This window comes from Leptospira andrefontaineae, assembly GCF_004770105.1.
GTDB classification, from domain to species: domain Bacteria; phylum Spirochaetota; class Leptospiria; order Leptospirales; family Leptospiraceae; genus Leptospira_B; species Leptospira_B andrefontaineae.
The window spans coordinates 517,916-544,083 of the sequence record NZ_RQEY01000019.1 but is presented as its reverse complement, the minus strand read 5'-3'; the positions used below and the strand labels follow the sequence as shown (position 1 = coordinate 544,083).

The following is a 26,168-nucleotide window of genomic DNA, read 5'->3' as shown; positions in this document are numbered from 1 at the left end:
GCGGGTTGACAGAGCATAGTCAATGTTGATTATATTGTCAATATATGGCTTTTTCTTCAAAAAAACCGTTCCTGAATGCGGACGAGGCTGCCTCCGCTTTAGGAGTAGAAGTTCAAACTATATATGCATACGTTAGTCGCGGTTTATTACATTCCGAATCCGGAGGTAATAAAGACAGAAGTAAAAGATACAGAAGAGAAGATATAGAACAATTATTACTCAGAAGGGAAGAAAGAAGCCAGCCCGGAAAAACTGCAAAAGCCGCCTTATCCTTAGGACAACCTGTTTTAGAATCGTCTATTACGTTACTTGGTGAAAACTCTCTCTTTTACAGAGGAAAGGATGTTTTAGAACTTTCAGAGAACGGAAGTTTTGAAGATATAGCCTGCTTACTTTGGGAATCAGAAGAAACAAATCCTTTTGAATCAGATTGGCCAATATTATCTGAAGAATGTAATAAAATCCTAAAATTATTAGAAGGCCGGCCCATCTTAGATATTTCTAGGATCTTACTTCCCTTTTTAGAATATGAAGATGCAAAGGCATTTCGAAAAGATCCTAAAACTTTTAGAAAGACTTCCTCTTCTATCTTAAGATATCTTACCTTGTTTTCTTCCGGGAAAAAGGAATCTGCAGGAAAAATTTCTGAGACACTTTTAAGTGGCTGGAATCCATCTAGAAAAAAGGAAGATGCTAACTTCCTCTCCAAACTCAAACTTTTAGAAGCAGCTTTGATCCTTTCGGCAGATCATGAGTTGAATGTTTCTTCTTTTACGGCAAGATGTGTTGCTTCCAGTGAAGCTTCTCTTTATCAAGTTGTACTTGCCGGACTCGCTGCTTTGTCAGGTCCAAAACATGGATTACTCACTGAGAAAGCGATCCTTCTTCTTTCCCAAGCAAGCGGAAACAAAAAGAAAGATAAACAACTCTTAGAAGAAAAATTAAGAAGCGGAGAAAATATACCAGGCTTCGGTCATCCTCTCTATAAAAAAGGAGACCCCAGAGGCAGAAAATTAATACAGCTGGTGGAAAGATTTTTTTCAGAAGATGCGGAAGTCCAACTATATCTTCAATTCCTAAAACAGATAGAAGAACTTATAGAAGATTATGCAACGATTGATGCTGGACTTGCACTTGTTTCTAAGACGCTGAAACTCCCTAAAGGAACTGGCATTGGAATTTTTGCGATCGGTAGAACTGCGGGTTGGTTAGCTCATGCAATGGAACAATATGATTCAGGAAACTTGATCCGACCTAGAGCAAAGTATATCGGAAACCTTCCTCAAGAATAATCAAATTCTTGACTCCTTCGATCATTTCATTAGTTATTAGAGAATAGAAATAAAAGAACTGTGGAGTGCTCCATGTCGGATACTAATTTTTCCAGAAAAGAATTTATTCAAAAAGCGGTGGCTGTTGGAATTCTAACAAGCTCGGCAACTGTATTAGAGTCTTGCTCCAATGCTCCCGCGGGAGTAAAAGAAAGAGGACTTCAATTTTCTAATTTTTCCGAAGTGAATGCTGAGTTAGAAAAGATACTTCTCTCTAAAGCAATCGTTCCATATGGAGAATGGAGCCCGAGTCAGATACTTCTTCATTGTGCTCAAAGTATTTATTATTCTATTAAAGGTTATCCTGAAAACAAATCCGAAGTTTTTCAAAATACTTTGGGTAAGATTGCATTCTGGAATTTTTCCAGAAAAGGAAAGATGTCTCACGACTTAAATGCACCTATCCCTGGTGCGGATGTTTTACAATCTGGAGTTTCAATTTCAGATAGTATTCTCGAACTGAAAAAAGCGATCTCTGCATTCTCCAATTATACTGGAGAATTTGCTCCCCACTTCGCTTACGGAAAACTAACTAAGCAAGAATACGAGCTCGCGCATGCAATGCATATAGCAAACCATTTAGACTACGTAACTATCGGTTAAAAAGTTACTCTTCTATCTTTACGCTGGTGAGAATTTTTTCCACGGATTCTTCGTGTCTTCTTCCTTTGATCAGACTTTCGTCTATGATAAAGACCAAACTATAAGGTTGTTTGTGTTTCGCTAAGAAGAACATTCCTGTTTTTGCGTATCTTGGTCTGAGAACATCGTAGAATGTCCAAAAAGTCCCGAAATATCTATCTTCGAAAACTTCCCTTTCTAATTCGTTCAATTCCTGGATATCTCCTCTTTGCACTTGGAGGTCCAAAAACTTTTTGAATTCAGAAAGTAGTTCAGATTCATTATCGAATCTGAATGGAACAAAAAAGAGCTTAATGGATGGATAACGATTCGGATCCGAATCGCTCGTAGAAATAATCCCGGCAATCTGTCCGATTCCAGTTTTATCTTCCATATTCAAATTTTGAGGATTATGAAAATAAAACTCTTCCGGTAAAAGAATGCTGAGTTTTAGATCTTCGTTATGTAAGGTCCTATTCTCCGCATTGTAATTCCAACGAGATAGATCCTTTTGTTCGAAATCGGGCTTGAACATCGAGTAAGCTACGAATATCTCCGCCTTCTGCAAACTTTTAAAACTGATAAGTCCGGAAGCTAAGATAACTAATCCCAATAAGCCAATTTTATAATATGTTTTGTTGTCTATAAGTCTTGCGCTTAAAACTCCAGCTGCATACACCAAAAGAAAAAGAATACCTGATCTGTTTTCAAAAAAACCAGTAAGCCAACATGCAAGAACTGAAAATGCGAAGAAGGAAACTTCTACCCAAGGAACTAATTTGATGGTTGGTCTTTCGATCCCGACTTCTGCAAAAATTGCAGGTAATACGACTTTAGTTTCTAATTTTCGGAAAGCGAATACGATCCCCCAGAAAAGAATTCCTGATACAAGATAGCCGATCAAAGCTAGACCAACCATCCAAACTAATGGTAGATGGGCCTCGTGATAGAATAAAAAATATAACGCAAAAACGGAATATACCAGGAAGAGTTTTTTAGTTAAGGAAAGTTCTTGCAGCTTTAGAGACAGGGCTGTTCTCTTTTCCCATCCTGGAATTTTAGGAAACGATTTAATGAACCAGATCACCCAGTTTTTCTCCAATCTAAAGGCTGACTTTGACAGGTTAAACCAATCCGTAGACGACTTGGTGAAAACCTATAAGGCCATCGTTCATTTTCTGGATTTGATTTCAAATCTCTTTCCAATCGATTTGGTTTTGGTTTTATTACTTTCCCTGCCTTTATTATACGTTATCAATACCTTATCCCCTTCGACACCAAGAACGAACTATACAATCTCCGTGGTCTTTATCTCTGGGCTTAGATCCTTTTTAAGCCATACGATTTCCGAGTCTTGGGAAATTTTTGCGGTCACAAAAACGGCACTCACCCTTCTTCTTCCCGCTTACTTTTTAGTTCTGACGAAGTTCGGATTTTCTTTATTCCATAAATATAGGGTAAAGAAGAAGGCACTCTCCCCTGGACATTTAGAATCCTCTTTTATAAGTCTACAAAAGTCTTATCATGATCTGAGTGCTGAAATATATTCCGAGCTCGGAAAGAATGAAGGTAAAAGTTTTATTGATGGGCAGAAGTTTTTACCTAAGATCCAAGATTTGGAAACTTCTATTACCGGACTAAAAACTTTGATCAAAAAGCCTGAGGATACTCCTCATTCTTCCGAATAAAGGAATACTCCAGGTAGATTTCTGAATTTGCCGTCATAGTCAAGGCCGTATCCAATTACAAATTCTTTACCTATATTCCAACCTACGTACTTAATTGGATAACCTACTTCTTCTCCGCCTTCTTTAAATAATAAAGAAGCTATTTCGAGAGAATTGGGTTTTTTAGAAAGAATATGAGAGATCAAAAATTTCAGCGTACGGCCAGTATCCACAATATCTTCTACAATTAGAACGTCCCTTCCTGCAATCTCCGAATCCAGATCTTTTATCAATTCTACATTTCCAGAAGACTCCGTTCCGATATATGATCTTGCTTGAATAAAGTCTAATTCGATAGGTATAGGAACTGCTTTAGTCAGATCTGAAAAGAAGTAAACTCCACCTCTTAAGACACATACGAAAATCGGATTCTTTTCTATGTAGTCGCTTGCAATCTGTAGGCCCAATTCCCTGACTCTTGCGATAATCATTTCCTCACTGAATAAGGTCTGGAATGGTATATTATTAAATTTTGAAATATTATTCTTCATGGGATCCAAAACCTTTTCAGCCTACAACTTTGTTTTCCCAAATCCGACCAATCCTTTTGATCAGTTACCAAACTTATAAAAGAAGAAGTGGGAAATTTTTCGAAAATAGAGTCAGTATTATTTCCTAATAATAAATAATTTGCCAGGTCTTCCATACCGGGATTATGACCGATCAAAACTACATTATTGATCTTAGAAGGAAGACCTCTTAAGATCCTAAGTAAGTCAGAATACTCCGCCTCATATATCTCACTTACAATCTTAATGTCCTTTGTAATATTCTGAAAACTTTGTAATATCTTCCAAGTTTCTGAAGTTCTGATTGATGGCGAAACAAGGGCGACATCTGTAACAAAGGAAACCTTCTCCACATATTTTCCTAAAAACCGCGCGTTTTTACGACCTCTCTTCGATAAAGGACGTTCTTTATCCTTTAAATGAGTATCGCTCCAATCGGATTTAGAATGTCTTATGAGATGAATCTCTTTCAAAATCCTCTCCTCCGCGATAAAGTTTTCGAATTTAGAATTTCATTGACAAGGATCTTTCCTAACGATAAAACTTCTGAGCTATGTCAAAGATGTATATTATCGGGGTGGTCCTATTAATATCCTTTGCCACAAACCTTTCTTCACAAATTGCAGGAACTCCTGATGAGGAAAAGGCTAAAAAAGAATTACAAAATCAATGGTCCAAAAAATTCCCAGGAGACAGAATACTTTCCGTCCAAGCTGCGGGAAAGCCTAAGCTGATCGAAAAAGAAGCTCCAGAAGAGAATGCACCTGTCGATCTAAGATATAAATTTTCCTTCTTCGTTACTAGCCGCAAAAAAGAAGGTCAAACAACCAAAACTCCAGTCGGAGTAATCTACCAATTCATAAGAGAAAAAGGTTGGGTCTTCGCTGATATAGGAATGGCAAGATCAGTTGTTGTCACCGAACCAGGAAAAGAACCTCCTACAAAAGACGAGGTCTATCAAATCGTAGAAGAAGCGATCTTAGAAGAGAAAGGAAAATCTAAATCCGTAGATTCTATTCGTTTAACAGAACCTGAATTCGGGCAAAATCTAACTCCTAATAAAGAACAATTTTGGTTTAGGTATGAGGGTGATTTTGAAGTTTCTGAAAACGGTTCAAAAACAGTATGTTCCGATATAGTAATTCGTTTAGTGAAGGAACAAAACTCCGCCGTCTGGAAAGCAGAATGGGACGAAAAAGGAAAATGTAAAATATCGGAAGAATAAGATTAGATCTTATTCTTACCTACCAATTCACCAATCGATCTCGCTCCAGTTTTCTTAAGAACTCCATCCAGATATTCTAATATTCTAACAGGCAAGAAAGGTCCATTATACACATAACCTGTATATAATTGAATCAGGTCCGCACCTGCTAAAATTTTCTCCAATGCAGCTTCCCCCGAATTTATCCCACCAACCCCAATAATAGGAAGGCTTCCTTTTAAGATGGAGTAGGCATATCTGACAAATTCTGTAGATCTTTGGCGAAGAGGTTTTCCGGAAACTCCACCTTCTTTTTCTACATTTGGGTATCTGGTTAAGACTGATTTGTCTATAGTAGTGTTTGTAAGAATTACACCTGATAATTTAGAATCCGGTAAGAGTTCCAACAATCCTTTCAGCTCTTCTTTTTCCATGTCAGGTGCAAATTTTACAAAAGCAGGGACTGGAAATTTTCCACCTAAACCGCTACGAATCCCATCCATTAGCTTGGTAAAGTTTTCCTTCTTTTGAAAATTCCTAAGACCGGGAGTATTAGGAGAAGATATATTGATCACTGCATAGTCTGCATATGGAGTTAGTTTCTTTAGAGAATATACATAATCATCTACTGCGTCTTCTTCGGAGACAATTTTTGTTTTGCCTACGTTAATTCCTCTTATGCAGTTCTTTTTTTGTTTTCGGATTGTTTCTTCAGCAACGTCCGCACCAGGATTATTGAAACCCATTCGATTGATTAAAGCTTCGTCTTCTGCATATCTGAAAATTCTTGGCTTTGGGTTACCGAGTTGGCCTTGACCAGTGATTGTTCCTACTTCAATCGAACCAAAACCTAATCGAGAAAGAAATGGATACAGTTCTCCAGTTTTATCGAAACCGGCACCTAAACCTACTGGATTTGCAAATTCTATCCCCGCTACCTTTGTTTTCAAACGATCGCTGGAATAAGACATGAGTGATTCCAAAACAGGAAACACGAACGGAAGTTTTTTAGAAAGCCCGAGTAGATTTTGGGCTAAGTAGTGAGCGGACTCCGGATGAATGCTTAAGAAGAAAGGTTTTGCTGTTTTTTCATAAACCCATTGTTTCCATTCTGAATTCATCCGGTCTCCTGGCAGATAGATAGATTAAGACCAGCGAAATATACGAAGCCCAACACCCAAGAAGAAAAATCCGATCCCGATCATAAACACACATGGGTAGATTATCTCTGCAAGTCCGGCTCCTTCTATAAATACAGCTCGTAAAGAATCCGCCACCAAGGTCAAAGGTAGATGTTTTATGAAAGGAAGTACTATATCCGGAAAGTTTTTATAACTAAAGAATATCCCGGATAAAACCATCATCGGAAATGTGAATGCGTTCACTAGTCCATTCCCTACTTGAGCACTTTGTGCTCTGGATCCCACAAAAATCCCAATACATGCAAATACGAAATTTCCAGTTAGAAAGATCAGAAGTGCCGCTGGAATAGAACCAAAAAAAGCATTTTCAAAAACTGTAAATGTAAACGTTAAGAAGATGATAGATTCTACAGTAGTGACAAAAATCCGAGTGAAGAAGAAGGACATTACGAATGCCAACTTATTCATTGGAGTTGCGGACATTCTTCTTAAAAGTTTTTTCATCCTCATCTCGATTAGATTCCAACCAACTCCCCAAAGACAGGAGTTCATCACTCCCATGGCAAGCATTCCAGGAACCAAATAATCAATATATCTTGTTCCTTTTGAATCCAATCTTCGGATGCTTGAACTAGATTGTTCTTTTCCTTGCATGGTCAAAAGAGCATTGGAAAGAAGAAGGTAATCTCTCTGCGCATTTGCATTGCTCGGATCGAAAGAAAATTCTAAATTTCCTTTCTCATCTTCTTTTACTAAAAGATTGATCTCTCCTCTTTTTAGCGCCTTAATCGCATCTTCGTCTGTCAGAACTTGAGGAATGATCACTCCTAAACCGTCGGAATTCCCACCGGAAGAATTAGAAAATGCTTTTTCAATCTTCGCCGAAAGTCCGCTTGCATCATGCGAAGAAGAAATAATGGCAACTCTGGTTTGAGGCACTCCCTTAGTCGTGAATGCGAGTCCTAATACACCTGCGATAGCAATAGGAAATATAAATGCCCAGAAAAGAATCCCGGGTTCTCTGTAAAATTCTTTTAATTGAATCGTGACTAAATGATAGATTTGTTTCATTCTTCCAACCCTCTTCCGGTCATGGAAAGGAATAAGTCGTCCAAAGTTTTTTTATGACATTCCAGTTCTTTTAAAACGATACCTGCTTTAGAAAAAGAATCCAACATAGAAGGAAGATAATCTGTAATTCTTTCCACGTTGATGCGGCCTTCTTTCGTGTCGGAATTCCAACTGAATTTGAATTTTCCTTTCTCAGGAAGATAAGTACTCGGATCAGTTCCATTCTCCAAAGAGAAACGAACAATTTCTCCACCACCTAGTTTTCCTAAAAGATCAGATAAAGTTCCTTGGTCTAAAATCCGGCCCTTATCCATCACTATAATCCTTTCGCAGAGAACTTCTGCTTCTTCCATATAATGAGTGGTGAGGATCATAGTAGTTCCATATGCTCTTAGATCCTCTAGGATTTTCCAGATATCTCTTCTGGCTCCCGGATCTAAACCTGTAGTGGGTTCATCTAAAAACAGAATTTCTGGTTTGTTCATTATAGAAACGCCCAAAGCCAATCTCTGTCTTTGACCTCCGGATAAACTGTTCACGAAGGATTTATTTTTTTCAGTAAGTCTGGTGAGTTCTAAAATTTCATGAAGTCTGGACTCAGGAGCTTTATAAAAACTTCCGAATAATTTCAGAGTTTCCCAAACTGTGGCTCTATCCATAAATCTGGTTTCTTGCAAAGCGAGACCAATATTACTTCTTAAAAATGTTTCGCTCTCTTTCCAACTCGTGCCTAAAATTTGGATCTTTCCCGAATCTGGAAATTGGATACCTTCCAACATTTCGATCAGAGTTGTTTTACCAGCTCCATTCGGTCCAAGCAAACCGACAAACTCTCCCTTTTTAATTTCCAGAGAAAGATCGCTAACAGCAGTTACATCTTTGAACTTTTTAGTTACATTAGATACCGATATGATCGGATTTTGAATTTTATCCACAGTACAACCTTAATTCTTACGCAGCTTTTCCGCTTTTTTCACCCAATCTTTTTTGAGATATTCTAGGATTTGATCCTTCTTCTTTAATGCGTCCGATTTTCCCATCTCGTAAGCTTCTCTCACACCTTTTGCATTTGTGTAATCGAAAGAAGTAATTGGCAAAGACTTAGAAGGAGTTACTAAAAAACAACGATCTAATAGGTGAGGATCTTTTCCAACTATGGTAGTTGGCTCGTAATGTATTCCAATAATTTTTGCATTAGGAGGAAATGCTTCCAAAAGTAAATTATTCGTAAGTCCTCCATCCAAATAATATTCTTTTCCATGGTTCTGAAAAGAAACAATAGGAGGAATAGAAGAAGAATTCATAATGATCTGTTCAATCACGCTCGGATCCCTGAAGTCCGCTTCCGTAAATAGAACTTCTTTCATATTCCAATTTCTTAAAACACGAAACGTTCTTTCCGTATGTAGACCCTTGCCTCGATCTCTTTCATCTTCTAAAAACGCTTTTCCAGTTTCTGCGATCAGTCTCGCGAGTCTGAATGTGTTCTTGTTGGAATCGTCCTTAGGAAACGCTTTGATCGTATGTATAAAAACTTTTGCACCAGAGCGAATGATCTTTTCGAAATCCATTCCGAATCGGATCGTCCTACGATACATATCCTCATGAGGAAATGCCTTCTCTCCGTTGAATAAACGAGTGAAATAAAAATTGCGAGGGTTCTTGCGGACTATTCTTTCAAAGAAAGAAACTGATTCTTCTTCTGTTCCGCAAATTAAAGAAAGAACCATTGCAGCACCCGCGGAAACTCCGGATACTTGTTTGAGTTTTAATCCCCAGGTTTTTAATTCATGGCCAAAGCCCAAACCGTAAAATGCCTTACAACCGCCACCTGCGATTGCAAAACAGATCTCATCTTCTAACCAAATGCCTTGTAAGACCTCGCCGAACTTGGAACCAGGATCTGATTTTTTAGAAGGAAGTTCGTATTCGTCTATGATAGGCATTTAGTTTCTCCGGGATCCTGACCCCAATAACCATTTTCAGATTTCAGATCTAAATTCTAAAAGTAAAAAATCAAAGATCCAAAAGAACCAGAACCTCGAAATGTTTGGTCCTGGGAAAAAAATCCGTAAGAATAATTTCCTTCGGCTTATATCCTGAATTTTTTAAGATCCCAAGATCTCTTGCCAATGTGCTATGATTACAGCTCGAATAAATAACACGAGAAGGTCTAGATCCATCCAAAAAATCTAATAAGGAAGAAGAAGCCCCAGCTCTCGGTGGATTCAAGATACAGAGTTTTACACCGAAAGAATCCAGTTTTTTAGGAAGAGAAGAATTCAGATCCAATGTATGGAATTCTAAGTGAGAATATCCTAGATTCTTCGCATTTTTTTCAGCAGCCTCTACAGAAGAGTTGGACAATTCGTAACCGGAAAGACGGCTCACTAAATGGCCGATCGCTAAGCTGATCAATCCAGCTCCCGAATAAAACTCTAGTACCGGACCGGAATCTTTCGGGACCCAAGAACGTATTTTGAGCATCCATTCTTCCAAGAGAAAACGATTCACTTGGGTAAAACCTTCTGCCGGAATGGACCATTCTAATTTTTCAGGAAGGTAGGGACCTATCTTTACTTCTTTTTTATCATATTCTAAAATCTCTCCGGAAGAATAGCGAAGTCTCCAATCTCCCTTTCTAGAAAATGTTTTCTTATTTCCTAAATTCTTTCTGACATATTCGTTCATTTCGGAAGGAAGATGTTTACAACCTTCTTTAGGAAATAAAACCAAGGAGTTGGAATTCTCTTTATAAAATCCTGCGTTTGTTTTTCCTTTTTTGAATTCGATTTTGATCTGGGCAGTGTTACGATAACCGTTAGAAGGCCCGCTTAAAATTTCAATTTCAGGAATTTGAGAAGGATCCAATTTAGAAACATATAAGAATGAATCCTTTAGAAGAGATTTTTTGATCTGAAGCTCTTCCTCATACGGAATATGGCGATAAGAACATCCTCCACATTCTGGAAATGCTGAACAATCTGACTCGATCCGAAGAGTAGATTTTTTTTCAGCAGAGAGAACAGTACCCCAAATCAGTTTAGAATTTTCTTTATCAGTTCTGATCCGAACTGTTTCTCCTGGAACCGCTCCTTTTACAAAAACGGTTTTATTCTCCGCATGAGAAATACAAGTTCCGAGATTAGCCCATTTCTCCGCGACCAATCCTGAAATTTCTCTACGGTTCTTTTCCGTACTCATAGGTAAATCACCTTGACAGGGTCCCCCATCTTGTCAGTAAAGTAATCCTTAACCGGAGAAGTGGCCGAGTGGTTTAAGGCAGCGGTCTTGAAAACCGTCGTGGGTAACTCCCACCGTGGGTTCGAATCCTACCTTCTCCGTTGGAACACTGCTGGAGATGTGCCTGAGTGGCTGAAAGGAGCAGTTTGCTAAACTGTCGTATGGGGTAACCTGTACCCAGGGTTCGAATCCCTGCGTCTCCGAAAGTTCCAAACTCTCACGCTGACCCCGAGAAATAAGAAGATGTCTGACCAGAGATTCAACACCCGGGAATTCCTGGAAGAGACCAAACGATTATTAGAAGGGGATGAATATCCCAATCTATTTGCTGCTATTTCTTATATTCCTTTTTTAGGATGGGTCATTCCTTGGTTTTTTAGAAAAAAACAGGAAATTTGCAAGTTCCACGCACTCCAAGCAATCAAGTTAAATCTAGGATTTGTATTTTTATACTTGGTAGTTTGGTTCTTAAGAGAGTTCCCTATTCTAAGCACCATTTTAAAATGGATTCATGCGAATCCTGTAGTAACCGACTTTATCAGCTATGTCGCATGGTTGGCTTTATTAGGTTACGGAATTTTAGGAGCCTTACAAGCTTACCAAGGCAAACTGTTCGTATTACCATTATTCCCGGAAATAGAGAATGAAGTTCGAAAAATACTCAGCAAAATTAGAGGAACTCAAGGCTAAGGCCTTCGCGTTTCTCTCTCCTTACTGGAACCAAGCAAAGAGTTTTACTAATACCGAAAGATTTAGAATCTATTTGGTAACTCTACCTTTATTCGGAAACTGGCTCATCGGATTTTCTTTCTACTCAAACGAAGCAGAAGTATATAGACATTCCAAACTTTCCTTTTTGAATATTCTCTACTTTATAACATTCTTAGTATTGTCTTGGTTCTTCTCCTTCATTCCTGTTGTTGGAGCTTGGTTGGCAAATCTTGCTCATTTAGCAGGAGTGATTATCTATCTTGGCCTATCCGGTTTACTGCTATACAATTACACCAAGGGAAAAAAACTGGTCCCGAAACTTCCCCAAGAGCATTTAGAGCTTTTGGAAAAGAAATTCTTTTAATCACCCGCGCCCATAGCTCAGCTGAATAGAGCGTCTGACTACGGATCAGAAGGTCGGAGGTTTGAATCCTTCTGGGCGCACCAACTTCTTCTTTTCCCCATAAACTCTGACATTATGTCCCATATAAGTTAGAAAATATTCTGAACTTTTATTCAGAAAACTTGACTTTAATACTGAGTCTCAAAAACGATAGTTATAGAGAAAGAGATCGGGAACCAGAATGGAAAAGTGCCATTGTGCTCAAATCACATTTGAAAAAATCGTAGAGACTGCTAAACAACAAGGGCAAGATTATCGTGAAGTGGTAAAAGCTTGCGGAGCTGCGGATACTTGCACAGCCTGCACAGATTACCTCATCGCGTATTGCGAACAGCATCTGCAACTTGTCTCGGCCGGATAAATTACTCATCGATCAGGAGTTATTCAATAAACTCCTTCCACTTGCTTCCTCTTCCGCTAGAGGAAGAACCAATCACAATTTCCACGAACTATTAGAACCGTATCAGAGATTTCTGAACGTACTCACTAAGGACACTTACGTCCAAGCGCATCGTCACAAAAATCCTCCTAAGCCTGAAACCTTTTTAGTGCTAAAAGGAAAACTAGGCTTCATCTTATTCGAAGAAGATGGTAAAGTCAGAGATAAACATATCCTAAGTTCGGACGGACCGATCTATGGGATAGATATTCTTCCGGGAGTGTACCATACATTGGTCTGCCTTTCGGAGAACTGCATTTGTTTCGAAGGAAAATCAGGACCGTACGATCCGACGACCGACAAAGAGTTCGCTTCTTGGGCTCCACCGGAGAACAGTGAAGGCAAAACTCAATATCTGGACTTTCTCAGATCTCTTTTCTAAAATCAGAAACGATATAGTCACTTCGCTCCTGAAGAGACCCGCATTGCGTATTAATCAAGGCTCCTGATCGAAAATGTCCTCGTACAATTCCCGGATCTTTTTCAAATTTCTTCCTGGCGGGGAAGGAAATGGAATGATCCTACCTAGATTTTTCGCCGTACCGGTTTCTTTTATATCTTCCGATTCTTTATGATTATGTCTGTTTAAAGGGGGGAGATTCTCTCTCTCCATAACTTATACCTTCGGAAATTCGAAGTCCTAAATTCAGTGACATTCGCTAGATTTTTTAAAAACGAAATCATAAAATCCGGTTTGAAATTTACGAAAACTGTTGCCATAGTATTTTCCCAGGCAAACATGCGAATGGTTTGAAAGGATTTTGCTTTTAGGCAATTCCGATCAGATCCTATTCTGAACTTCCCCTTAACGGAAAGGAAAAGTATGCCTGAATTCGATCAAATTGATCTGTTCAACTATGCCGCTTACGGCAATGAAGACGATCCTCAATGGGACGATATACGTAATTATATTCGCTCTAATGCCAACGCTTCGAAGGAATATGAAGAGATCAAAAAAAATCTCTCCAATGTTCAACCGAAACGAAAACAAAAAGATTTCGGAAGACCTCGACAAGAGATCAAATCCTCTGATGGAGATCCGAACTCTAACAAACCTGTAGGCCAGGATAAAAAATGGTGGAGCGTTTTCTTAGGAGAATAGTCGCTTAGGAAGGTTGGACCGTGGAGAAAGAAGCAAAGACATATCTTCGGATCAAAAATTTCGTGGCTCCCTTTATAGGTTTAGCCGTGGATATTACCGCGTACGGAACCGAAAATATAATAACGAACGGTAAAGTAATTCTTACCTGCAATCATAGATCCGATATGGATCCTTTTATTCTTTCCTATACTTTTCCTAGATTTATTTCTTGGATCGCTGCAGAGTACACTTTCAGAATTCCTATCTTCAGAGACCTTGCAAAGATTGCAGGTGGGATCCCTATGTCCATCGACGGAAATATTTCCATCGGTTCTATTAAGATGATCCAACAGGTTTTCAAAAAGGGAGAGACCCTAGGAATTTTCCCCGAAGGCCATGACTATATGGTCAAAAATGATTTTAAATCCGGAATGGTAGACTTTCATTCAGGATTCGCAGCATTTTCCATCCGCAATAAAGTGGATATTCTTCCTTCCGTAATCATCCCTGTCGAAGAATCTTATTCTGATATCCCAATTCCGCCTATCGTTCGCAGCTTTATGGGAATGCCTAAAGAAGTCTGTGATATCAAAAAACGTGCAATCTACAAAAAGGTAAAAGTGATCTATGGAGAAAAAGTAGATCACAGAGAATTTCTTTCCGGTGCCTTAGATGAGAATATGAAACAACTCTCTGATGTTGTTAGAAGTAGAATGATCGCCCTACAAGAAGGACAGTACGCGGAAGCTTAAACTTCCACGACTCCACTAAATACTTCTGTAGCCGGCCCAGTCATCAGCACATGGCCTGAATCCAATAACTGCACTCTTAAGGTTCCGCCTCTTAGATCGATACGAACATCTTTTCCTGTTTTGCCATTTAAGTGAGAAGCAGTCATCACAGCACAAGCGCCTGTTCCGCAAGCCAATGTTTCTCCAGCACCTCTTTCCCAAGTTCTTTGATAAAGATGATCCTTTCCTCTTAAGGAAACGAATTCAACATTCACTCTACGAGGAAATAGTTCAGTAAAATTTTCGATCAATGGGCCGATCTCTCTGACAGGGAACTTATCCGGATCTTCTACATAAATAATGCAGTGAGGATTTCCCATACTTACAGCGCTGAATTTTAAATTATAAGAAGAATAGCCTGGCAATCCACTCAAGAAAGAAAGCGGCTGCTCTAAGATTGGATTTTCATTTTCCCATTTAACAGGGATTAAAGAAGGAACTAAGATCGGTTTTCCCATATCTACGGAAACCTGTTCCACTTTGCCGGTCCCATTTACTTTAAGGTCGAGTTCTAAAACACCTGCTCCGGTTTCTATCTTAGGTTGTTTTTTGTTTGTAAGACCGTGATCGAAAACATATTTACCAACGCAACGGATCCCGTTCCCGCACATCTCGGAAGAAGAACCATCCGCATTGTACATATCCATTTGGAAATCGCCTTTATTCGATGCACGGATAAAGATCACTCCATCACCACCGATCCCGAAATTACGGTCGGAGAGTTTTTGGATCTGTTCCGGACTTAGACGTAAATCGTCTTTGGTTGCATCCACATAAACGTAATCGTTTCCGATCCCTTCCATCTTGGTAAAATGTACTTTAGCCAAACGAATCTCCTAATCAAACCTGAGAGGTTGTTTCCATGCTTCCAATAGGACCTTCTCCGGAAAATCCAAAAAGCCCGGGAGAAGTTTGGTTTTTTACTGGAATTTAGAGGGTGGAGCCAAAGAATAAACTATCACTCCAACGGAACCTCCCTTTTGAACCAGACCTGTTATCTTTGCGGAAGCCAGAAAAACAAAACCTTATTCGTCGAAAACGGAATCCCAATCGTGCGTTGTTTAAATTGCAGCCACGCATTCTCTACTTACGAACAAGACGAGCATTACGAGGGATACTGGGACGACGAAACCGGTTATGATTTAGACTGGTGGGATGTGGCTCATAGAGACATCTATAATGACTTCATTGGGAAATTTCTCTCGGCTCCTAAAGGAAAAATTTTGGACGTAGGTTGCGGACTCGGCTTCTTCGTAAAAACAATCGGGACTACAAGGCCAGGTTGGGAAGCCGTGGGATACGAGATCTCCGAAAAAGCAGTTAAATTCGCTAGAGAAAAGAACGGTCTTAAGCAAGTATTCCCAGGAATTGTTCAGGACAGCGGACTTCCAAAGGAAAGTTTTGATATTATAACACTTTGGGATGTGATAGAACATATCCCTAAACCACATAGCCTCATCCAATATCTGTTCGGGCTCTTAAAACCTGGCGGATTCTTATTTGTTCAAACTCCTAATTTCCCTGTCCAGTTATTCAAAGCAAATTTGAAAGTGGCATTGAAAGGTATGCAAGAAGGCGGGCATTACCTAGAAGCAAAAGATCATATTAACGATTATACTGAAAAGACCTTAGGACTTCTAGCAGAACAATGCGGATTCTCATCGGTGGAATTTTCTATCCTAAAACCGATTGCTTCCGTATCAGGAGTTTCCGGTCCCAAGGCGAAACTAGGAGTCTTCTTAAAAAAGGTATTCTATTACGGAACCTTAATGCTTTGGTATTTAACATTCAAAAAGGTAAATTTAAATCTAACCTTGTTTGCTTTGCTTAAGAAAAAGTAATAGCTAAAGTACGATTCCTTTTTCTAAACTTAAGATATAGTTTAAAGCAGAAGATAGATCTGGAGATTCCCAATATTCTTTTCCTTCTAAACTTTTCTTTTCCAAAACCGATTTCGTTTGGGCAGAAGAGATAGGGCTTTTTAAATAAAAAGCCTCTAATCCGAAGGCAAGTCCTCCACCTATATCGTCTTTCAAAGAATCGCCTATAATATAGGACTGTTTAGGGTCTGCATCTGTTAAAGCCTTATTAAAGATCAAAGCAGAAGGTTTTTCTGCTCCGCTTTCTTCAGAAGTGACCAACTTGTATTGGATGTCTTTTGGAAATAGAACGGATAATTTCAATAATTGAGTTCTGAGGGATTCATTTGTTATAATGACCAAATCTTGGACTTCTTGCAGAGCTCTAAGCAAAGACAGTATCTTTTTAAACTCTGTAGAATTTTTCTTTTTCCAATCCTTGATTCCTTGCAGAAAAAACCCAAAATAAGCAGAATCCAATTTTAAAACAAAAGAAGGATCCAATTTTCCAAAAAGAAGTTCGGACATCTTCTTAAAATAAAGAATGCGCAGTCGATTGACTGGATTGTTCGGAAGTTCCTTTTTAACTTCTGCCCGAACTGCGTCGTAAACCTTTTTAAATTCTTTGGAAGAGGAAAAACCAAAGGTCTTTGCCTTCTTTTCCATTTCAAGGATCGTAAACTCATAGATCCCTATAGAATCGAAGACCGTATTATCCAAATCTAAAAGAACTGCCATAACTCTAAAATTCCCGGACCGATCGGAAAGCCAAGGAGAGTTTTGGAAAATGCTCAGGAAATTTCTTTTTCCTTGCTTCTTCTTCCCTCAAAACTAATCTGCAATCCGTTCGTTTATGTCCGAAGATCGTTTTTCCAGAAAAGTATTCCTTTCCGCATTAGCATTCTGCGCTGCCCTTTTAGGGATTGGTTCTTATTTCAGATTCAGAAAAAGAAAGATCCAAGGAAGTATCCTCGGTCCAGACAAAGAGACCGGTCATAGACTCAGACAAGTAAGAACAAATTTTTCGACTACAAATACGATCCAAACAAAAGTGCTCATAGCTGGAGGAGGGATCTCAGGACTTTCTTCCGGATACTATCTATCCCAATTCGGGATCTCAGATTATTTGATCTTAGATCTGGAGAAGGATGTGGGAGGCAATTCCAGATACTCGGAAACCAATTCCTTAAAATATCCTTGGGGTGCTCATTATCTTCCACAACCGGGACCTGAGTCAGTATTAGTCCGTAAATTTTTAGAAGAGAATGGGCTCGTCCAAGGCAAAGACTCGAGCGGAAATCCAATCTATCCAGAGAAGTATCTTTGTTTCGATCCGGAAGAAAGACTTTTTTACCAAGGAAGATGGCAAGCAGGTCTAGTTCCTAGAAGAAATGGCGAACCTGATGCTCAAGAATTATTATTTCGTAAAATTATAAACTCATGGCAAAACAAAAGGGGAAGAGACGGACAAAAAGCATTTTGCATTCCTATAGATCGTTCTTCCAGAGATCCTGAAATTTTAAAATTAGATCGGATCACTTTTTCAGAATACCTGAAATCGTTAGGAATACAATCGCAAGAGATCTTATGGTACGCTGACTATTGCACTCGAGATGATTATGGTGGGAATTCCGACAATATCTCCGCCTGGGCAGGACTACATTATTTCTGTTCTAGATTAAGAGAAGATGAAGATTCTCCTCCGGTTCTGACTTGGCCCGAAGGAAACGGATTCCTGTTGGAACTCCTACAAAAACCTTCTAAAGATAAGATTAGAACTTCTACTCTTGTAGAAAGAATTCGTAAAAATTCTGGAACCTGGGAAATCAATGCTTACGATGTAAAAGAGAAAAAAGATCTGCTCATTAAAGCGGAACAAGTGATCTTTGCATTACCTTCTTTCATTCGAAAATATATTTTGGGAGAGAAGGACGCATTCTTGCAGAAATTGGAATATTCTCCTTGGTTGGTTGCAAATCTATTCGTAGACGAACTTCCTCAAGGAAAAGGCCACCCACCTGCCTGGGAGAATGTAATTTATAAAAGTAAATCTCTAGGTTACGTTGTATCCACACACCAAGATCTAAGGGCACTTAGACCACAATCTGTTCTCACTTACTATCTTGCCTTTGGAGAAAAGGATACTCTTGCCTCGAGAAGGTCCATTCTTCCTAAAACCTGGGACGATTGGAAGGAAGAGATACTTTCCGATCTAAAAAAACCTCATCAAAATATAGAAAGTTTGGTTTCTCGGATCGATATCATGACTCATGCACATGCGATGATCCGTCCCATTCCCGGCTTTCTTTGGGGAGGAGAAAGAGAAAAGCTCGCAAAATCTGAATCAGGAATCCATTTCGCTCACTGCGATCTAAGTGGGATTTCCATTTTTGAAGAAGCTTTATATAGAGGATTCGAAGCTTCTAAAAAAGTCCAAATGTCCTCCAAGAGAAGTTGATGGAAGAGAAGAACCGGCTCAGTCCTTGGATCATTTCTAAAAGTTTCGATCTAAGCTGGTTTATTACGCCCGGATTGATTTCAGTGATAGTAGTATTACTTGCGAGTTATTTAGGATTTCCGGAACCTTCTCCCGTTGGTTCTTCCAGAACAAGTGGTAATGCATTGCCTCCTTGGCTTTGGTTACTTCTTATTCCTGGTATAGATGTTTCGCATGTGTATTCTACTTTGTTTAGAGCCTACTTCGATAAAGAAGTCTGGAATCGAAAAAAAGTTCTTTTAAGTTTAGTTCCATTCCTATGTTTTATCGCAGCTTTGATACTTTACTCTTTCGGAAAATTATTCTTCTGGGGAGCAATGGCATATCTTGCTGTATTTCATTTTCTAAGACAACAATACGGCTTCTTAAGTTTGTATGCGAGAACGGAACCTAAAACTGAAAACAAGATCCCGTTTCTATTAGATAAGATCTGTCTTTATATGGTAACCGGTTTGCCCGTTTTGTATTGGCATCTGGTCCCTGGTGGAAGGCATTTCGAATGGTTTATGGAAGGTGATTTTTATCAATATCCAAATCAGTCTCTTTCAAACTTCATTCATATACTATTTTGGGTTTGGGTCATAGTATACTCTTTGAGTCAAGTCTATCTTCTTCTTAAAGGAAGAAGGATCAGTGCTGGAAAACTTCTACTTTTATTAAACACTGCTTCTGTTTGGTATGTGGGAATCGTATTATTAAACGATGATTTTGCGTTTACTCTCACTAATGTGATCAACCATGGAATTCCTTATATGGCCTTGGTATTCGCATATTCTAATTTTAGAAAGAAACAGCTTTCTTCCTTTTTCTATAATAGCTTTCGTAACGCTGCTTTGGCTATTCTAAGCTTTTCCTTCATATTATTGGCATTTGCTTTCTCTGAAGAATGGCTTTGGGATAGTTTTGTATGGAGGGAACATCCGTATCTATTCGGAAACTCTTCCGTAATAAAAGCAGAACTAGGACTGGGCCTTGAGGGGATCTTAGTGCCTATCTTCTTTCTTCCCCAATTCACTCATTATATCTTAGATGGGTTCCTTTGGAAGGGAGGAAAAAACAACTCAGAGTTGGAAGGCTTTATTGGCCTCCGGAATTTAGGCTCATAAAGCCCATCTGACTTGAAAAACGAGTATCCTCCGGTTTTCCGATAGACAAGCCCGGTTTTCTTCTCATAATGACGAAAAAGGAAAACAGGATCTACCTCAATGATCATCGTAGAAGGAATCGATTATATTGTAATACCTACCGGGGATATAGAAGCCTCTGTAAAATTCTATTCCGAACTATTTGATTTCGAGACGATCGAGGAAAAAGGAAACGAATTCGCAATCATCGGTTTGGATTCTGTGAACATTAAACTCCTCAATACCAACGGAGTTAAAAGTTCTTTAACCGAAGTTAAATCCCCTGTCCTCAGTTTCGTATTGGATGTGGATGATTTTACCGAAGCGATCGTAGAACTCGAGTCTAAGTCAGTTCAGATTGTAAGAGGACCAGAAGCCAGAGACGGAGGAGAATTCCTTCATTTCTTGGATCCGTCCGGTAATATTTTAGAGATCAATTACAAAGAAGATTAAGATCTGAATTTTGGCTCTGATAAAGAAAAGCCCTCAATCGAGGGCTTTTTTATTGGGTTTAGACAATCGGGCCAAAAGAAGTTAGGAGATCTTGTCTACAAATGCTCCCTTAGTTTTATAAATATCGCCCGCATAACTAGGATTCATTGCTTTTTGATCAAAGGTTTCAGCCTGCTTATTTTCATAAGGCTTATTCGGAATTCCTTCCACCTTTGGCATTTTACGTGGATCGGAAGAGGCCTTTTCAGCGAGTCCGAGATATATAGAGGTTATTGTTGACATTCAGTAATCCCTCCATTCCGATCCTAATCCAAATCGAATAATAAACCAAGTATTTTTTTACCCTAAAGATTAAGGAAAAGATACCGTACAATCACCTTTTCCGGCAGTAACAAACATCTGGACTGTGTAATAACTGGAGAAGGTCAAAGTAGGCTCAAAGACCCAGGTGTTAGTATCGCTAAAAGTTCCTACATCCGTGCGGCCGCAGGTCTTAGAGAACTTAGAATAGATCAGATAAGTATCACAAGCAATCTTAACATTGGTAGGCCCCTCTGGGTTCAGGTCGATTCTAAGGGCTTTAGTTCCAGTTTGGCCAGTAATCGCAAAAGTTTTGGAATCAGGATAAGATACTCCCAACTCTTCGCCATATAGACTATCAAAGGACTTATAACAATCTATGTAAAATTTACTGCCATAACAGTTAGTCGCTGTGCTCCCATTATTCTCATCACAAATAACCGGTCCGTCTTTAGTCACAAACAATGTTCCGGTAGAAGCTCCTGCAGGAACTACTGTAACGATCTCTGTACTAGTAGCACTCAGAACACTTGCAGATACCCCATTAAATTTAACCGTTGTTAAGCTAGTATCAGCAGAGAATAAACGACCCTTTATTGTGACCGTTGTCCCTGCATTGGATCCTATCGGAGGAGATCCACTAGGAGGATCAATTTCCGTGATTACCGGATTTCCCAAACCTAACTGAGCGGCAAGGTCCGAATCTTTGCTCGAAGAGCAACTAAATCCAAAGATAGATAGAGATAAAATAATAGCTAAGATCTGAGTCTGAAATCGCATTTTTTCTTTAACCTAGAACCGTTAATACGTAACGCTTTTGCTTGCCGTTTTTAAAAAACCGCAGAATCTACCCAATTATCGGAAAGAATCATCCCATCCAGGAAAGATTTTTTAGAAGGCAAACATGAGCGAGACTGTTCTTTATTCTATCGAAGATTATACGTGCATAATCAGTTTAAATCGACCCGAAAAACGAAACGCAATTTCTAAAGAATTGCTCAATCAGCTTATGTCCCATATAGATAGGGCAGGCAAAGATCCGAAAATTCGTGCCCTAGTACTCAGGGGAGAAGGGGCCGTATTCTGTGCTGGAGCAGATCTGAAAGAAAGAGCGGATATGTCCGAGAGAGAAGTTCATAAATTTCTGGACCAAGTTGGGAAATGTTTCCTTGCTTTAGAAAATCTTCCTTTTCCAACAATAGCTGCCTTGGATGGAGATGCTTACGGTGGCGGATTAGAAATGGCCCTCTGTTGCGATTTTATTCTGATGAGTGCAGAAGCAAAAGTAGGCCTTACTGAAACAGGACTTGGTATTATTCCGGGTGCAGGTGGAACCCAAAGACTTCCACGTAGAGTGGGAAAAACAAAAGCATTAGAACTTATTTTAACTGCTTCTGTGATAGATGCGCAAACCGCATTGGATATCCAACTTGCGAATTCGGTATGGCATGACTCAGCATTTATGGCTGGAAAAAAATTAGCCTCCTTACTTTCCGAAAAGGCCCCTATCTCTTTAAGACTCGCTAAAGAAGCGATCAGAGAAGGAGAAGGTAAAGATATACAAACAGCCTTAAAGATAGAAAGGAAACATTATAATAAAACCTTAAAAACGGAAGATAGGATAGAAGCCTTAAAGGCTTTCCGAGAAAAAAGAAAACCGGAATTTAAAGGAAAATAGAACTCCGAAAAAGGGAGGCGAGACACAAGGCCGACCTGAAAATAGGCAAAACAAGGAAGCTGGAATACTAATGATTCTAACGGGTAAGGAAATTAAAAAAAGATTAGAGAAGGACATCATCATTGATCCTTACTCCGATAATAGATTAAATCCGAACTCTTATAATCTAAGGCTTCATAACGAATTAGTTCGTTATACGGAAACTCCATTGGATATGAAAAAATCCAATCCTTCCGAAAATCTCATCATCCCTGACTCAGGATTACTTTTACAGCCTGGAGTTCTTTATTTAGGTAGAACCTTAGAATACACCGAGACTCATAACCTGGTCCCCATGTTAGAAGGCCGTTCTTCTATTGGTAGATTAGGAATGTATGTGCATGTGACTGCAGGGTTCGGAGATGTAGGATTCAAAGGATTCTGGACTCTTGAAATTTCAGTCATCCAACCCCTAATCATTTATCCAAATGTAGAAATTTGCCAAATCTTCTACCATACAGTCGAAGGTGAGATCACAGAATATAAATCAGGCAAATACCAAGGCAATAAAGGTATTCAAACCTCTATGCTATATAAGGATTTTGAGAACGGAAAATATTAAACTTCTATAAAGAAGCTTTTCTATCTCTTTCGATCAATCTTACTAATTTCTGTGCGTTCTCATCCTCTGGGTCCTTCTCCAGAGCTAAATGAGCGTATTCCAATGCTAACTCAAATTGTTCCGTTTGACGGTATAAGTCGGAAAGATTGATCAGATTCATGGAATTATCCGGTTGGAGTTCCTCCATTCTTTTTGCAGCCAAAATGGCCTCGTCCATTCTTCCGATCCTACGATTAGCCAAAGAAAGATAATACCAGTATTCTACTAAGTCTGGATCCGATCCCAAATACTTATTCAGAACTTCTACTGCTTTTCCGTAATTTTTACCTTTAAAGCTGAGAAGCCCAAGTAGTTTAGTCACCTTTGTATTTTGAGGATCCGATTTGTATAGACCTTCGAGTGCGCCAAGAGCTTCACTTAAACGGCCACCCATATAATCTTCTTTTGCTTTTTTATATATGAACTTCCAATCGAAAGGATCAGTGATCTCGTCTTCTTTTCCGTTTGTTTCCGGAGAAGCAACAGGAGAATACTCCACTCTAAGAAGGGAAAGGTCGTCAGTCAATTCTCCGACTTTGAGGACTTCTTCTTCTATTTTTTCCAGGTCACCTTGGCCCTTCTCCACCATTTGTAAGAAAAGCATCTCATCTTCATTGATTGTGCGAACTTCTTTCTCAGGAGTAAGATCCAAATCATCTTTACCGTCCGAACCTACGATCAATACATCACCAGGTTCTAATCTTCCGGAATGGACTTTGAACTCATATTCTGAATCCAATCCGATCTTTCTAAGAGTAAGTCCTGTTTCTAAGAAGCCTGCTCTTCCATCTCTGTACATTACTGAGAATGGGTGCTCTGCGTTGAAATACCAGAATTTACCTGTCTCATCTTCGACGATGATGAATGTTCCGGAGATCACCATTGATCCGTTGAATGATTTGAAAACGGACTGCATCTCTTTATAAATTTCTGTTAAAAATTCGGAAGGAGTTGTGTCCAATACTCTATCGTTTGCAGCGGATCTGGCAAGAATGGAGTTGATGACAACCCCCATTACGAGAGAGCCTCCTGCACCTTGCATGGATTTGCCCATCGCGTCTCCGTTCATCGCGAAGGTATAACGTTTATAGTCGTTCTCTTTTCCGAGACGAAGATTTCCAGTTACACAAAGGTCCCCACCTAAGTCTGCACGTTTGCCTTTGAACTCGAATTGTTTCTTTTGGCGAAGAATAAAATCTGTGCTGACCTTAGGAGATTTATTCGCATTATAAAAAAGCGGTTTTGCTAATAAAGAAGTCAGGAAGTAGTCCCCGTCTTGTTGCACCTTCAGGCGTTGGAGTTCTTCTATCTTTTCTGAAAGTTCTCTGGTTCTTTCTCTTACCTTAGTTGCCAGATGTTCTGCGTAATCTTGGAGTTCTCCTCTAGCTTTTCGGATAGAAGTCACCATACTATTAAATGAGTCAGATAAAAATCCGATCTCATCTTTTAAGTCTACTTTTACTTCAACATCTAAGGCGCCTAAGTTTACTTTTTCAACCCCGGACAATAGCCTGTTTAACGGAGTTACTAAACTTTGTCGGAAGAAAAGAGGGAATACGAAGAATACCACTACCAAAACCAAACCCAAGATCAAAGTTTGTTTTGCAGCAGTTGGGTGCATGAATTCTCTATACTTGCGGTAAGAATAACCTACTTCGCTTACAACATCCTTCTTCACATCATAATGAATATAAGTTACGAAATGTTGGTGCTCATCCAAACTTTTTCTGTAATGGCGATACAATGCAGGTTGGAATGGACGGAAATATAAAAGTACTTCCGCTTTTAAATGCCCTATCAACAGATCCTTTTCATCAAAGGTGCAAGTCCCATCCTTCTCTTTCCATTTTTGAAGAAGATGTTCTTTGAAAGGAATAACTCCTTTGTTCACAACCCCTTTTAGATGATTTCTACCATCTACACAGAATTCTTTCGGAAAAATATAATCTAGTTTGTTAGAAGTTACAAAAACAGCGGTATTTAAACTAATCAGATGATCGAATAATTTTGTTTTTAGTTCTTTTCCTTCCAGATTCGGATTATCATCTAAAAACTTCAGAATAGAAGCTCTATATCCGCTGAAATATTCATGAGTATCTTTCAGTGTCTTTTTAACGGAGTTTCTAAAACCTTCTTCCGTCAAAAGTTTCATATGTTCGAAGATGATCGTATTTTTAAAGTCGATCTCTAATTGTGGAAGTCTCAAGTCGTATTGATTATCATAGCGAGAATAATCCACATTCTTGGACCCACCTTCCCACTGAACAATATACAACATCTCAGGGATCTGCTTTCCACCTTCGAGAGCTCTAGACATGTTCACGATACTTTTAGTGTCGTATTCAGCCTCTTTGTCCTGATTTGAGATGAAAACCAAAGCTTGCATGATCAACATCAATGTCACAAAAGTGATCCCTACAATCTTGACCATAAAGGTGGTTTTTTCTTCGCTAAAGTTTAAGAAGATTACTAGGATCAAAAAGATCCCCAAGGTCATCAAAAGAACGATAGAGGTCAAATAAGTAGAACGTTCAATCCATCCATCTCGGCTGAGAATGTTCGTAAGAGCAGGAACCACACCACCTGCAAGTAGAGCTGCCATAAAACCGCCGATCGCAAATCGCACTCTTCCCTTGGTTTTGGTCATCCTATAAATCGGCAGGATCAAGAAAGCAATCAGAACGAATAATATAATCAATACTGCAATGATAGAAGAAGCTTTCTCCGCGTTAAAATCCCAGTGATGTGCAGTGAAGTGATATTTTCGAGGAGAACTAAGAGTGACGTAGTAAAAATAGGAGATGCCGATCGCAGCAACCGTATACATTCCGATAGTTAGGTTTCGGTTCATTTTGGGATTCGCATGTCCCGGATAACGTGCTAAAAATTGACCCAAGTGAATGAGCGCTGGTAAAATAAATCCGACGGTCAACCATCTATGGTAAGCAGCGATAGGGTTATACAGGAATGCTGCGAAAAAATATCCGGAACAGAAGAAGGAGAAAAATAAAGCCCCCAATGCGAGATGCATTGTGCTAGAGGATTTTTCTTTCAAGAAGAGGAAGAATAAGGAAGTACATAAGAAAGCTAAAATAGATAGCAAACTTCCGAAAGAATAATAGTTCAGCAGAACATCGTTTTGTAAGATTGAAGAAATTTCCATGCAAGCAAGAGGAACCAAGCTCTTATAATCCAGCTTTTGGCCGGGTTCCAAGAGATTATTCCAAGGGAATAATCTCTTATAAATGGATTATATTAAAGCCGGAACCGATCAGATCAAATCAAAAAAGAAATTCGTTTAGAATTCACTATTTTGTATAACGAATGCAATATAAAAATCAAGC

The 26,168-nt window shown here is 39.1% G+C and carries 28 protein-coding genes and 3 tRNA genes; 18 read left to right on the top strand and 13 right to left on the bottom strand.

What is annotated here, in order from left to right:
* Positions 1 to 44: 44 nt before the first annotated feature.
* Positions 45 to 1,292, top strand: coding sequence for a citrate synthase family protein (locus tag EHO65_RS16600; protein ID WP_135775655.1), 1,248 nt, complete (start codon positions 45 to 47; stop codon positions 1,290 to 1,292).
* A 72-nt stretch (positions 1,293 to 1,364) separates the two neighbouring features.
* Entirely contained in the window at positions 1,365 to 1,934 is a 570-nt protein-coding gene (locus tag EHO65_RS16595; protein ID WP_135775654.1) for a DUF1569 domain-containing protein, read from the top strand.
* A gap of 4 nt (positions 1,935 to 1,938) precedes the next feature.
* Here EHO65_RS16595 and EHO65_RS16590 read toward each other — a convergent pair whose 3' ends face one another.
* Complete coding sequence (locus EHO65_RS16590) at positions 1,939 to 3,027, bottom strand: hypothetical protein (RefSeq protein ID WP_208744139.1); 1,089 nt, start codon at positions 3,025 to 3,027, stop codon at positions 1,939 to 1,941.
* Between EHO65_RS16590 and EHO65_RS16585 the strand changes: the two genes are divergently transcribed.
* Entirely contained in the window at positions 3,026 to 3,640 is a 615-nt protein-coding gene (locus EHO65_RS16585; RefSeq protein ID WP_135775652.1) for a hypothetical protein, read from the top strand. The genes EHO65_RS16590 and EHO65_RS16585 overlap by 2 nt on opposite strands.
* On the opposite strand, the gene hpt is transcribed toward EHO65_RS16585, so the two are convergent.
* Both hpt and EHO65_RS16575 read right to left on the bottom strand, forming a co-directional pair.
* Positions 3,625 to 4,158 carry a hypoxanthine phosphoribosyltransferase gene (gene hpt / locus EHO65_RS16580; RefSeq protein WP_425269359.1) on the bottom strand — a complete coding sequence of 178 codons (534 nt, stop codon included), beginning with the start codon at positions 4,156 to 4,158 and terminating at the stop codon, positions 3,625 to 3,627. The two genes, EHO65_RS16585 and hpt, sit on opposite strands and share 16 nt — an antisense overlap.
* Positions 4,159 to 4,166: 8 nt before the next feature.
* On the bottom strand, positions 4,167 to 4,661 hold the full coding sequence (locus tag EHO65_RS16575; RefSeq protein ID WP_135775650.1) for a SixA phosphatase family protein: 495 nt from the start codon (positions 4,659 to 4,661) through the stop codon (positions 4,167 to 4,169).
* An 89-nt stretch (positions 4,662 to 4,750) separates the two neighbouring features.
* On the opposite strand from EHO65_RS16575, the gene EHO65_RS16570 reads away from it, so the two are divergent.
* A complete protein-coding gene (locus tag EHO65_RS16570; RefSeq protein WP_135775705.1) occupies positions 4,751 to 5,413 on the top strand; it encodes a hypothetical protein in 663 nt (220 codons plus the stop codon).
* A 2-nt stretch (positions 5,414 to 5,415) separates the two neighbouring features.
* On the opposite strand, the gene EHO65_RS16565 is transcribed toward EHO65_RS16570, so the two are convergent.
* The 5 genes from EHO65_RS16565 to EHO65_RS16545 form a co-directional block, all read right to left on the bottom strand.
* Positions 5,416 to 6,513 carry a quinone-dependent dihydroorotate dehydrogenase gene (locus tag EHO65_RS16565; RefSeq protein WP_135775649.1) on the bottom strand — a complete coding sequence of 366 codons (1,098 nt, stop codon included), beginning with the start codon at positions 6,511 to 6,513 and terminating at the stop codon, positions 5,416 to 5,418.
* A 24-nt stretch (positions 6,514 to 6,537) separates the two neighbouring features.
* On the bottom strand, positions 6,538 to 7,605 hold the full coding sequence (locus EHO65_RS16560) for an ABC transporter permease (protein WP_135775648.1): 1,068 nt from the start codon (positions 7,603 to 7,605) through the stop codon (positions 6,538 to 6,540).
* A complete protein-coding gene (locus EHO65_RS16555; RefSeq protein WP_135775647.1) occupies positions 7,602 to 8,540 on the bottom strand; it encodes an ABC transporter ATP-binding protein in 939 nt (312 codons plus the stop codon). The genes EHO65_RS16560 and EHO65_RS16555 overlap by 4 nt, the downstream gene beginning before the upstream one ends.
* A 9-nt stretch (positions 8,541 to 8,549) precedes the next feature.
* Positions 8,550 to 9,551 carry a patatin-like phospholipase family protein gene (locus EHO65_RS16550; protein ID WP_135775646.1) on the bottom strand — a complete coding sequence of 334 codons (1,002 nt, stop codon included), beginning with the start codon at positions 9,549 to 9,551 and terminating at the stop codon, positions 8,550 to 8,552.
* A 70-nt stretch (positions 9,552 to 9,621) separates the two neighbouring features.
* Positions 9,622 to 10,809, bottom strand: a complete 1,188-nt coding sequence (locus EHO65_RS16545; RefSeq protein ID WP_135775645.1) for a class I SAM-dependent RNA methyltransferase — start codon at positions 10,807 to 10,809, stop codon at positions 9,622 to 9,624.
* Positions 10,810 to 10,863: 54 nt separating this feature from the next.
* On the opposite strand from EHO65_RS16545, the gene EHO65_RS16540 reads away from it, so the two are divergent.
* From EHO65_RS16540 to EHO65_RS16500, 8 genes are all read left to right on the top strand, one after another.
* Positions 10,864 to 10,949 (top strand) — tRNA-Ser (locus tag EHO65_RS16540).
* Between the two features lie 13 nt (positions 10,950 to 10,962).
* Positions 10,963 to 11,051, top strand: a tRNA-Ser gene (locus EHO65_RS16535).
* Between the two features lie 40 nt (positions 11,052 to 11,091).
* Entirely contained in the window at positions 11,092 to 11,538 is a 447-nt protein-coding gene (locus EHO65_RS16530) for a magnetosome magnetite crystal formation protein family (protein WP_100708592.1), read from the top strand.
* The gene (locus EHO65_RS16525; RefSeq protein ID WP_135775644.1) at positions 11,492 to 11,923 is read left to right on the top strand and encodes a hypothetical protein; all 432 of its coding nucleotides are present in this window, start codon (positions 11,492 to 11,494) and stop codon (positions 11,921 to 11,923) included. The genes EHO65_RS16530 and EHO65_RS16525 overlap by 47 nt, the downstream gene beginning before the upstream one ends.
* 6 nt (positions 11,924 to 11,929) lie before the next feature.
* A tRNA-Arg gene (locus tag EHO65_RS16520) sits at positions 11,930 to 12,006 on the top strand.
* 300 nt (positions 12,007 to 12,306) lie between these two features.
* The gene (locus EHO65_RS16510) at positions 12,307 to 12,783 is read left to right on the top strand and encodes a WbuC family cupin fold metalloprotein (protein WP_135775643.1); all 477 of its coding nucleotides are present in this window, start codon (positions 12,307 to 12,309) and stop codon (positions 12,781 to 12,783) included.
* 441 nt (positions 12,784 to 13,224) lie between these two features.
* On the top strand, positions 13,225 to 13,503 hold the full coding sequence (locus EHO65_RS16505; protein WP_135775642.1) for a hypothetical protein: 279 nt from the start codon (positions 13,225 to 13,227) through the stop codon (positions 13,501 to 13,503).
* Positions 13,504 to 13,523: 20 nt separating this feature from the next.
* Positions 13,524 to 14,234: a lysophospholipid acyltransferase family protein gene (locus EHO65_RS16500; protein WP_135775641.1), complete on the top strand. Its 711-nt coding sequence runs from the start codon at positions 13,524 to 13,526 to the stop codon at positions 14,232 to 14,234.
* Here EHO65_RS16500 and dapF read toward each other — a convergent pair.
* Positions 14,231 to 15,100 carry a diaminopimelate epimerase gene (gene dapF, locus EHO65_RS16495; RefSeq protein WP_135775640.1) on the bottom strand — a complete coding sequence of 290 codons (870 nt, stop codon included), beginning with the start codon at positions 15,098 to 15,100 and terminating at the stop codon, positions 14,231 to 14,233. The two genes, EHO65_RS16500 and dapF, sit on opposite strands and share 4 nt — an antisense overlap.
* Positions 15,101 to 15,253: 153 nt before the next feature.
* Between dapF and EHO65_RS16490 the strand changes: the two genes are divergently transcribed.
* A complete protein-coding gene (locus EHO65_RS16490; protein WP_135775639.1) occupies positions 15,254 to 16,114 on the top strand; it encodes a class I SAM-dependent methyltransferase in 861 nt (286 codons plus the stop codon).
* A 3-nt stretch (positions 16,115 to 16,117) separates the two neighbouring features.
* Here EHO65_RS16490 and EHO65_RS16485 read toward each other — a convergent pair whose 3' ends face one another.
* Positions 16,118 to 16,870, bottom strand: coding sequence for an HAD family hydrolase (locus EHO65_RS16485; RefSeq protein ID WP_135775638.1), 753 nt, complete (start codon positions 16,868 to 16,870; stop codon positions 16,118 to 16,120).
* A 115-nt stretch (positions 16,871 to 16,985) separates the two neighbouring features.
* Between EHO65_RS16485 and EHO65_RS16480 the strand changes: the two genes are divergently transcribed.
* From EHO65_RS16480 to EHO65_RS16470, 3 genes are all read left to right on the top strand, one after another.
* Positions 16,986 to 18,590: an NAD(P)-binding protein gene (locus tag EHO65_RS16480; RefSeq protein ID WP_135775637.1), complete on the top strand. Its 1,605-nt coding sequence runs from the start codon at positions 16,986 to 16,988 to the stop codon at positions 18,588 to 18,590.
* On the top strand, positions 18,590 to 19,735 hold the full coding sequence (locus EHO65_RS16475; protein WP_135775636.1) for a hypothetical protein: 1,146 nt from the start codon (positions 18,590 to 18,592) through the stop codon (positions 19,733 to 19,735). The genes EHO65_RS16480 and EHO65_RS16475 overlap by 1 nt, the downstream gene beginning before the upstream one ends.
* Before the next feature lie 99 nt (positions 19,736 to 19,834).
* A complete protein-coding gene (locus EHO65_RS16470; RefSeq protein WP_008589759.1) occupies positions 19,835 to 20,206 on the top strand; it encodes a VOC family protein in 372 nt (123 codons plus the stop codon).
* Positions 20,207 to 20,287: 81 nt separating this feature from the next.
* Here EHO65_RS16470 and EHO65_RS16465 read toward each other — a convergent pair whose 3' ends face one another.
* Both EHO65_RS16465 and EHO65_RS16460 read right to left on the bottom strand, forming a co-directional pair.
* A complete protein-coding gene (locus EHO65_RS16465) occupies positions 20,288 to 20,488 on the bottom strand; it encodes a hypothetical protein (RefSeq protein WP_086447553.1) in 201 nt (66 codons plus the stop codon).
* A 69-nt stretch (positions 20,489 to 20,557) separates the two neighbouring features.
* Entirely contained in the window at positions 20,558 to 21,286 is a 729-nt protein-coding gene (locus tag EHO65_RS16460; RefSeq protein ID WP_135775635.1) for an LIC10067 family putative lipoprotein, read from the bottom strand.
* Between the two features lie 124 nt (positions 21,287 to 21,410).
* Here EHO65_RS16460 and EHO65_RS16455 point away from each other — a divergent pair, with 124 nt between their 5' ends.
* Positions 21,411 to 22,184, top strand: a complete 774-nt coding sequence (locus tag EHO65_RS16455; RefSeq protein WP_135775634.1) for an enoyl-CoA hydratase/isomerase family protein — start codon at positions 21,411 to 21,413, stop codon at positions 22,182 to 22,184.
* 70 nt (positions 22,185 to 22,254) lie between these two features.
* A complete protein-coding gene (gene dcd, locus EHO65_RS16450; protein ID WP_086447556.1) occupies positions 22,255 to 22,785 on the top strand; it encodes a dCTP deaminase in 531 nt (176 codons plus the stop codon).
* Positions 22,786 to 22,789: 4 nt separating this feature from the next.
* On the opposite strand, the gene EHO65_RS16445 is transcribed toward dcd, so the two are convergent.
* Entirely contained in the window at positions 22,790 to 25,987 is a 3,198-nt protein-coding gene (locus EHO65_RS16445; protein ID WP_135775633.1) for a SpoIIE family protein phosphatase, read from the bottom strand.
* Between the last annotated feature and the right edge of the window lie 181 nt (positions 25,988 to 26,168).

Excerpts from the sequence above, each read along its gene's own strand:
- EHO65_RS16445 (WP_135775633.1), bottom strand. The coding sequence starts at position 25,987 with ATGGAAATTTCTTCAATCTTACAAAACGATGTTCTGCTGAACTATTAT.
- EHO65_RS16505 (WP_135775642.1), top strand. The coding sequence starts at position 13,225 with ATGCCTGAATTCGATCAAATTGATCTGTTCAACTATGCCGCTTACGGC.
- EHO65_RS16585 (WP_135775652.1), top strand. The coding sequence starts at position 3,026 with ATGAACCAGATCACCCAGTTTTTCTCCAATCTAAAGGCTGACTTTGAC.
- EHO65_RS16465 (WP_086447553.1), bottom strand. The coding sequence starts at position 20,488 with ATGTCAACAATAACCTCTATATATCTCGGACTCGCTGAAAAGGCCTCT.
- EHO65_RS16460 (WP_135775635.1), bottom strand. The coding sequence starts at position 21,286 with ATGCGATTTCAGACTCAGATCTTAGCTATTATTTTATCTCTATCTATC.
- EHO65_RS16565 (WP_135775649.1), bottom strand. The coding sequence starts at position 6,513 with ATGAATTCAGAATGGAAACAATGGGTTTATGAAAAAACAGCAAAACCT.
- EHO65_RS16550 (WP_135775646.1), bottom strand. The coding sequence starts at position 9,551 with ATGCCTATCATAGACGAATACGAACTTCCTTCTAAAAAATCAGATCCT.
- EHO65_RS16545 (WP_135775645.1), bottom strand. The coding sequence starts at position 10,809 with ATGAGTACGGAAAAGAACCGTAGAGAAATTTCAGGATTGGTCGCGGAG.
- EHO65_RS16480 (WP_135775637.1), top strand. The coding sequence starts at position 16,986 with ATGTCCGAAGATCGTTTTTCCAGAAAAGTATTCCTTTCCGCATTAGCA.
- EHO65_RS16600 (WP_135775655.1), top strand. The coding sequence starts at position 45 with ATGGCTTTTTCTTCAAAAAAACCGTTCCTGAATGCGGACGAGGCTGCC.
- EHO65_RS16530 (WP_100708592.1), top strand. The coding sequence starts at position 11,092 with ATGTCTGACCAGAGATTCAACACCCGGGAATTCCTGGAAGAGACCAAA.
- EHO65_RS16485 (WP_135775638.1), bottom strand. The coding sequence starts at position 16,870 with ATGGCAGTTCTTTTAGATTTGGATAATACGGTCTTCGATTCTATAGGG.
- EHO65_RS16470 (WP_008589759.1), top strand. The coding sequence starts at position 19,835 with ATGATCATCGTAGAAGGAATCGATTATATTGTAATACCTACCGGGGAT.
- EHO65_RS16570 (WP_135775705.1), top strand. The coding sequence starts at position 4,751 with ATGTATATTATCGGGGTGGTCCTATTAATATCCTTTGCCACAAACCTT.
- EHO65_RS16525 (WP_135775644.1), top strand. The coding sequence starts at position 11,492 with ATGAAGTTCGAAAAATACTCAGCAAAATTAGAGGAACTCAAGGCTAAG.
- EHO65_RS16455 (WP_135775634.1), top strand. The coding sequence starts at position 21,411 with ATGAGCGAGACTGTTCTTTATTCTATCGAAGATTATACGTGCATAATC.
- dcd (WP_086447556.1), top strand. The coding sequence starts at position 22,255 with ATGATTCTAACGGGTAAGGAAATTAAAAAAAGATTAGAGAAGGACATC.
- EHO65_RS16560 (WP_135775648.1), bottom strand. The coding sequence starts at position 7,605 with ATGAAACAAATCTATCATTTAGTCACGATTCAATTAAAAGAATTTTAC.
- EHO65_RS16595 (WP_135775654.1), top strand. The coding sequence starts at position 1,365 with ATGTCGGATACTAATTTTTCCAGAAAAGAATTTATTCAAAAAGCGGTG.
- EHO65_RS16475 (WP_135775636.1), top strand. The coding sequence starts at position 18,590 with ATGGAAGAGAAGAACCGGCTCAGTCCTTGGATCATTTCTAAAAGTTTC.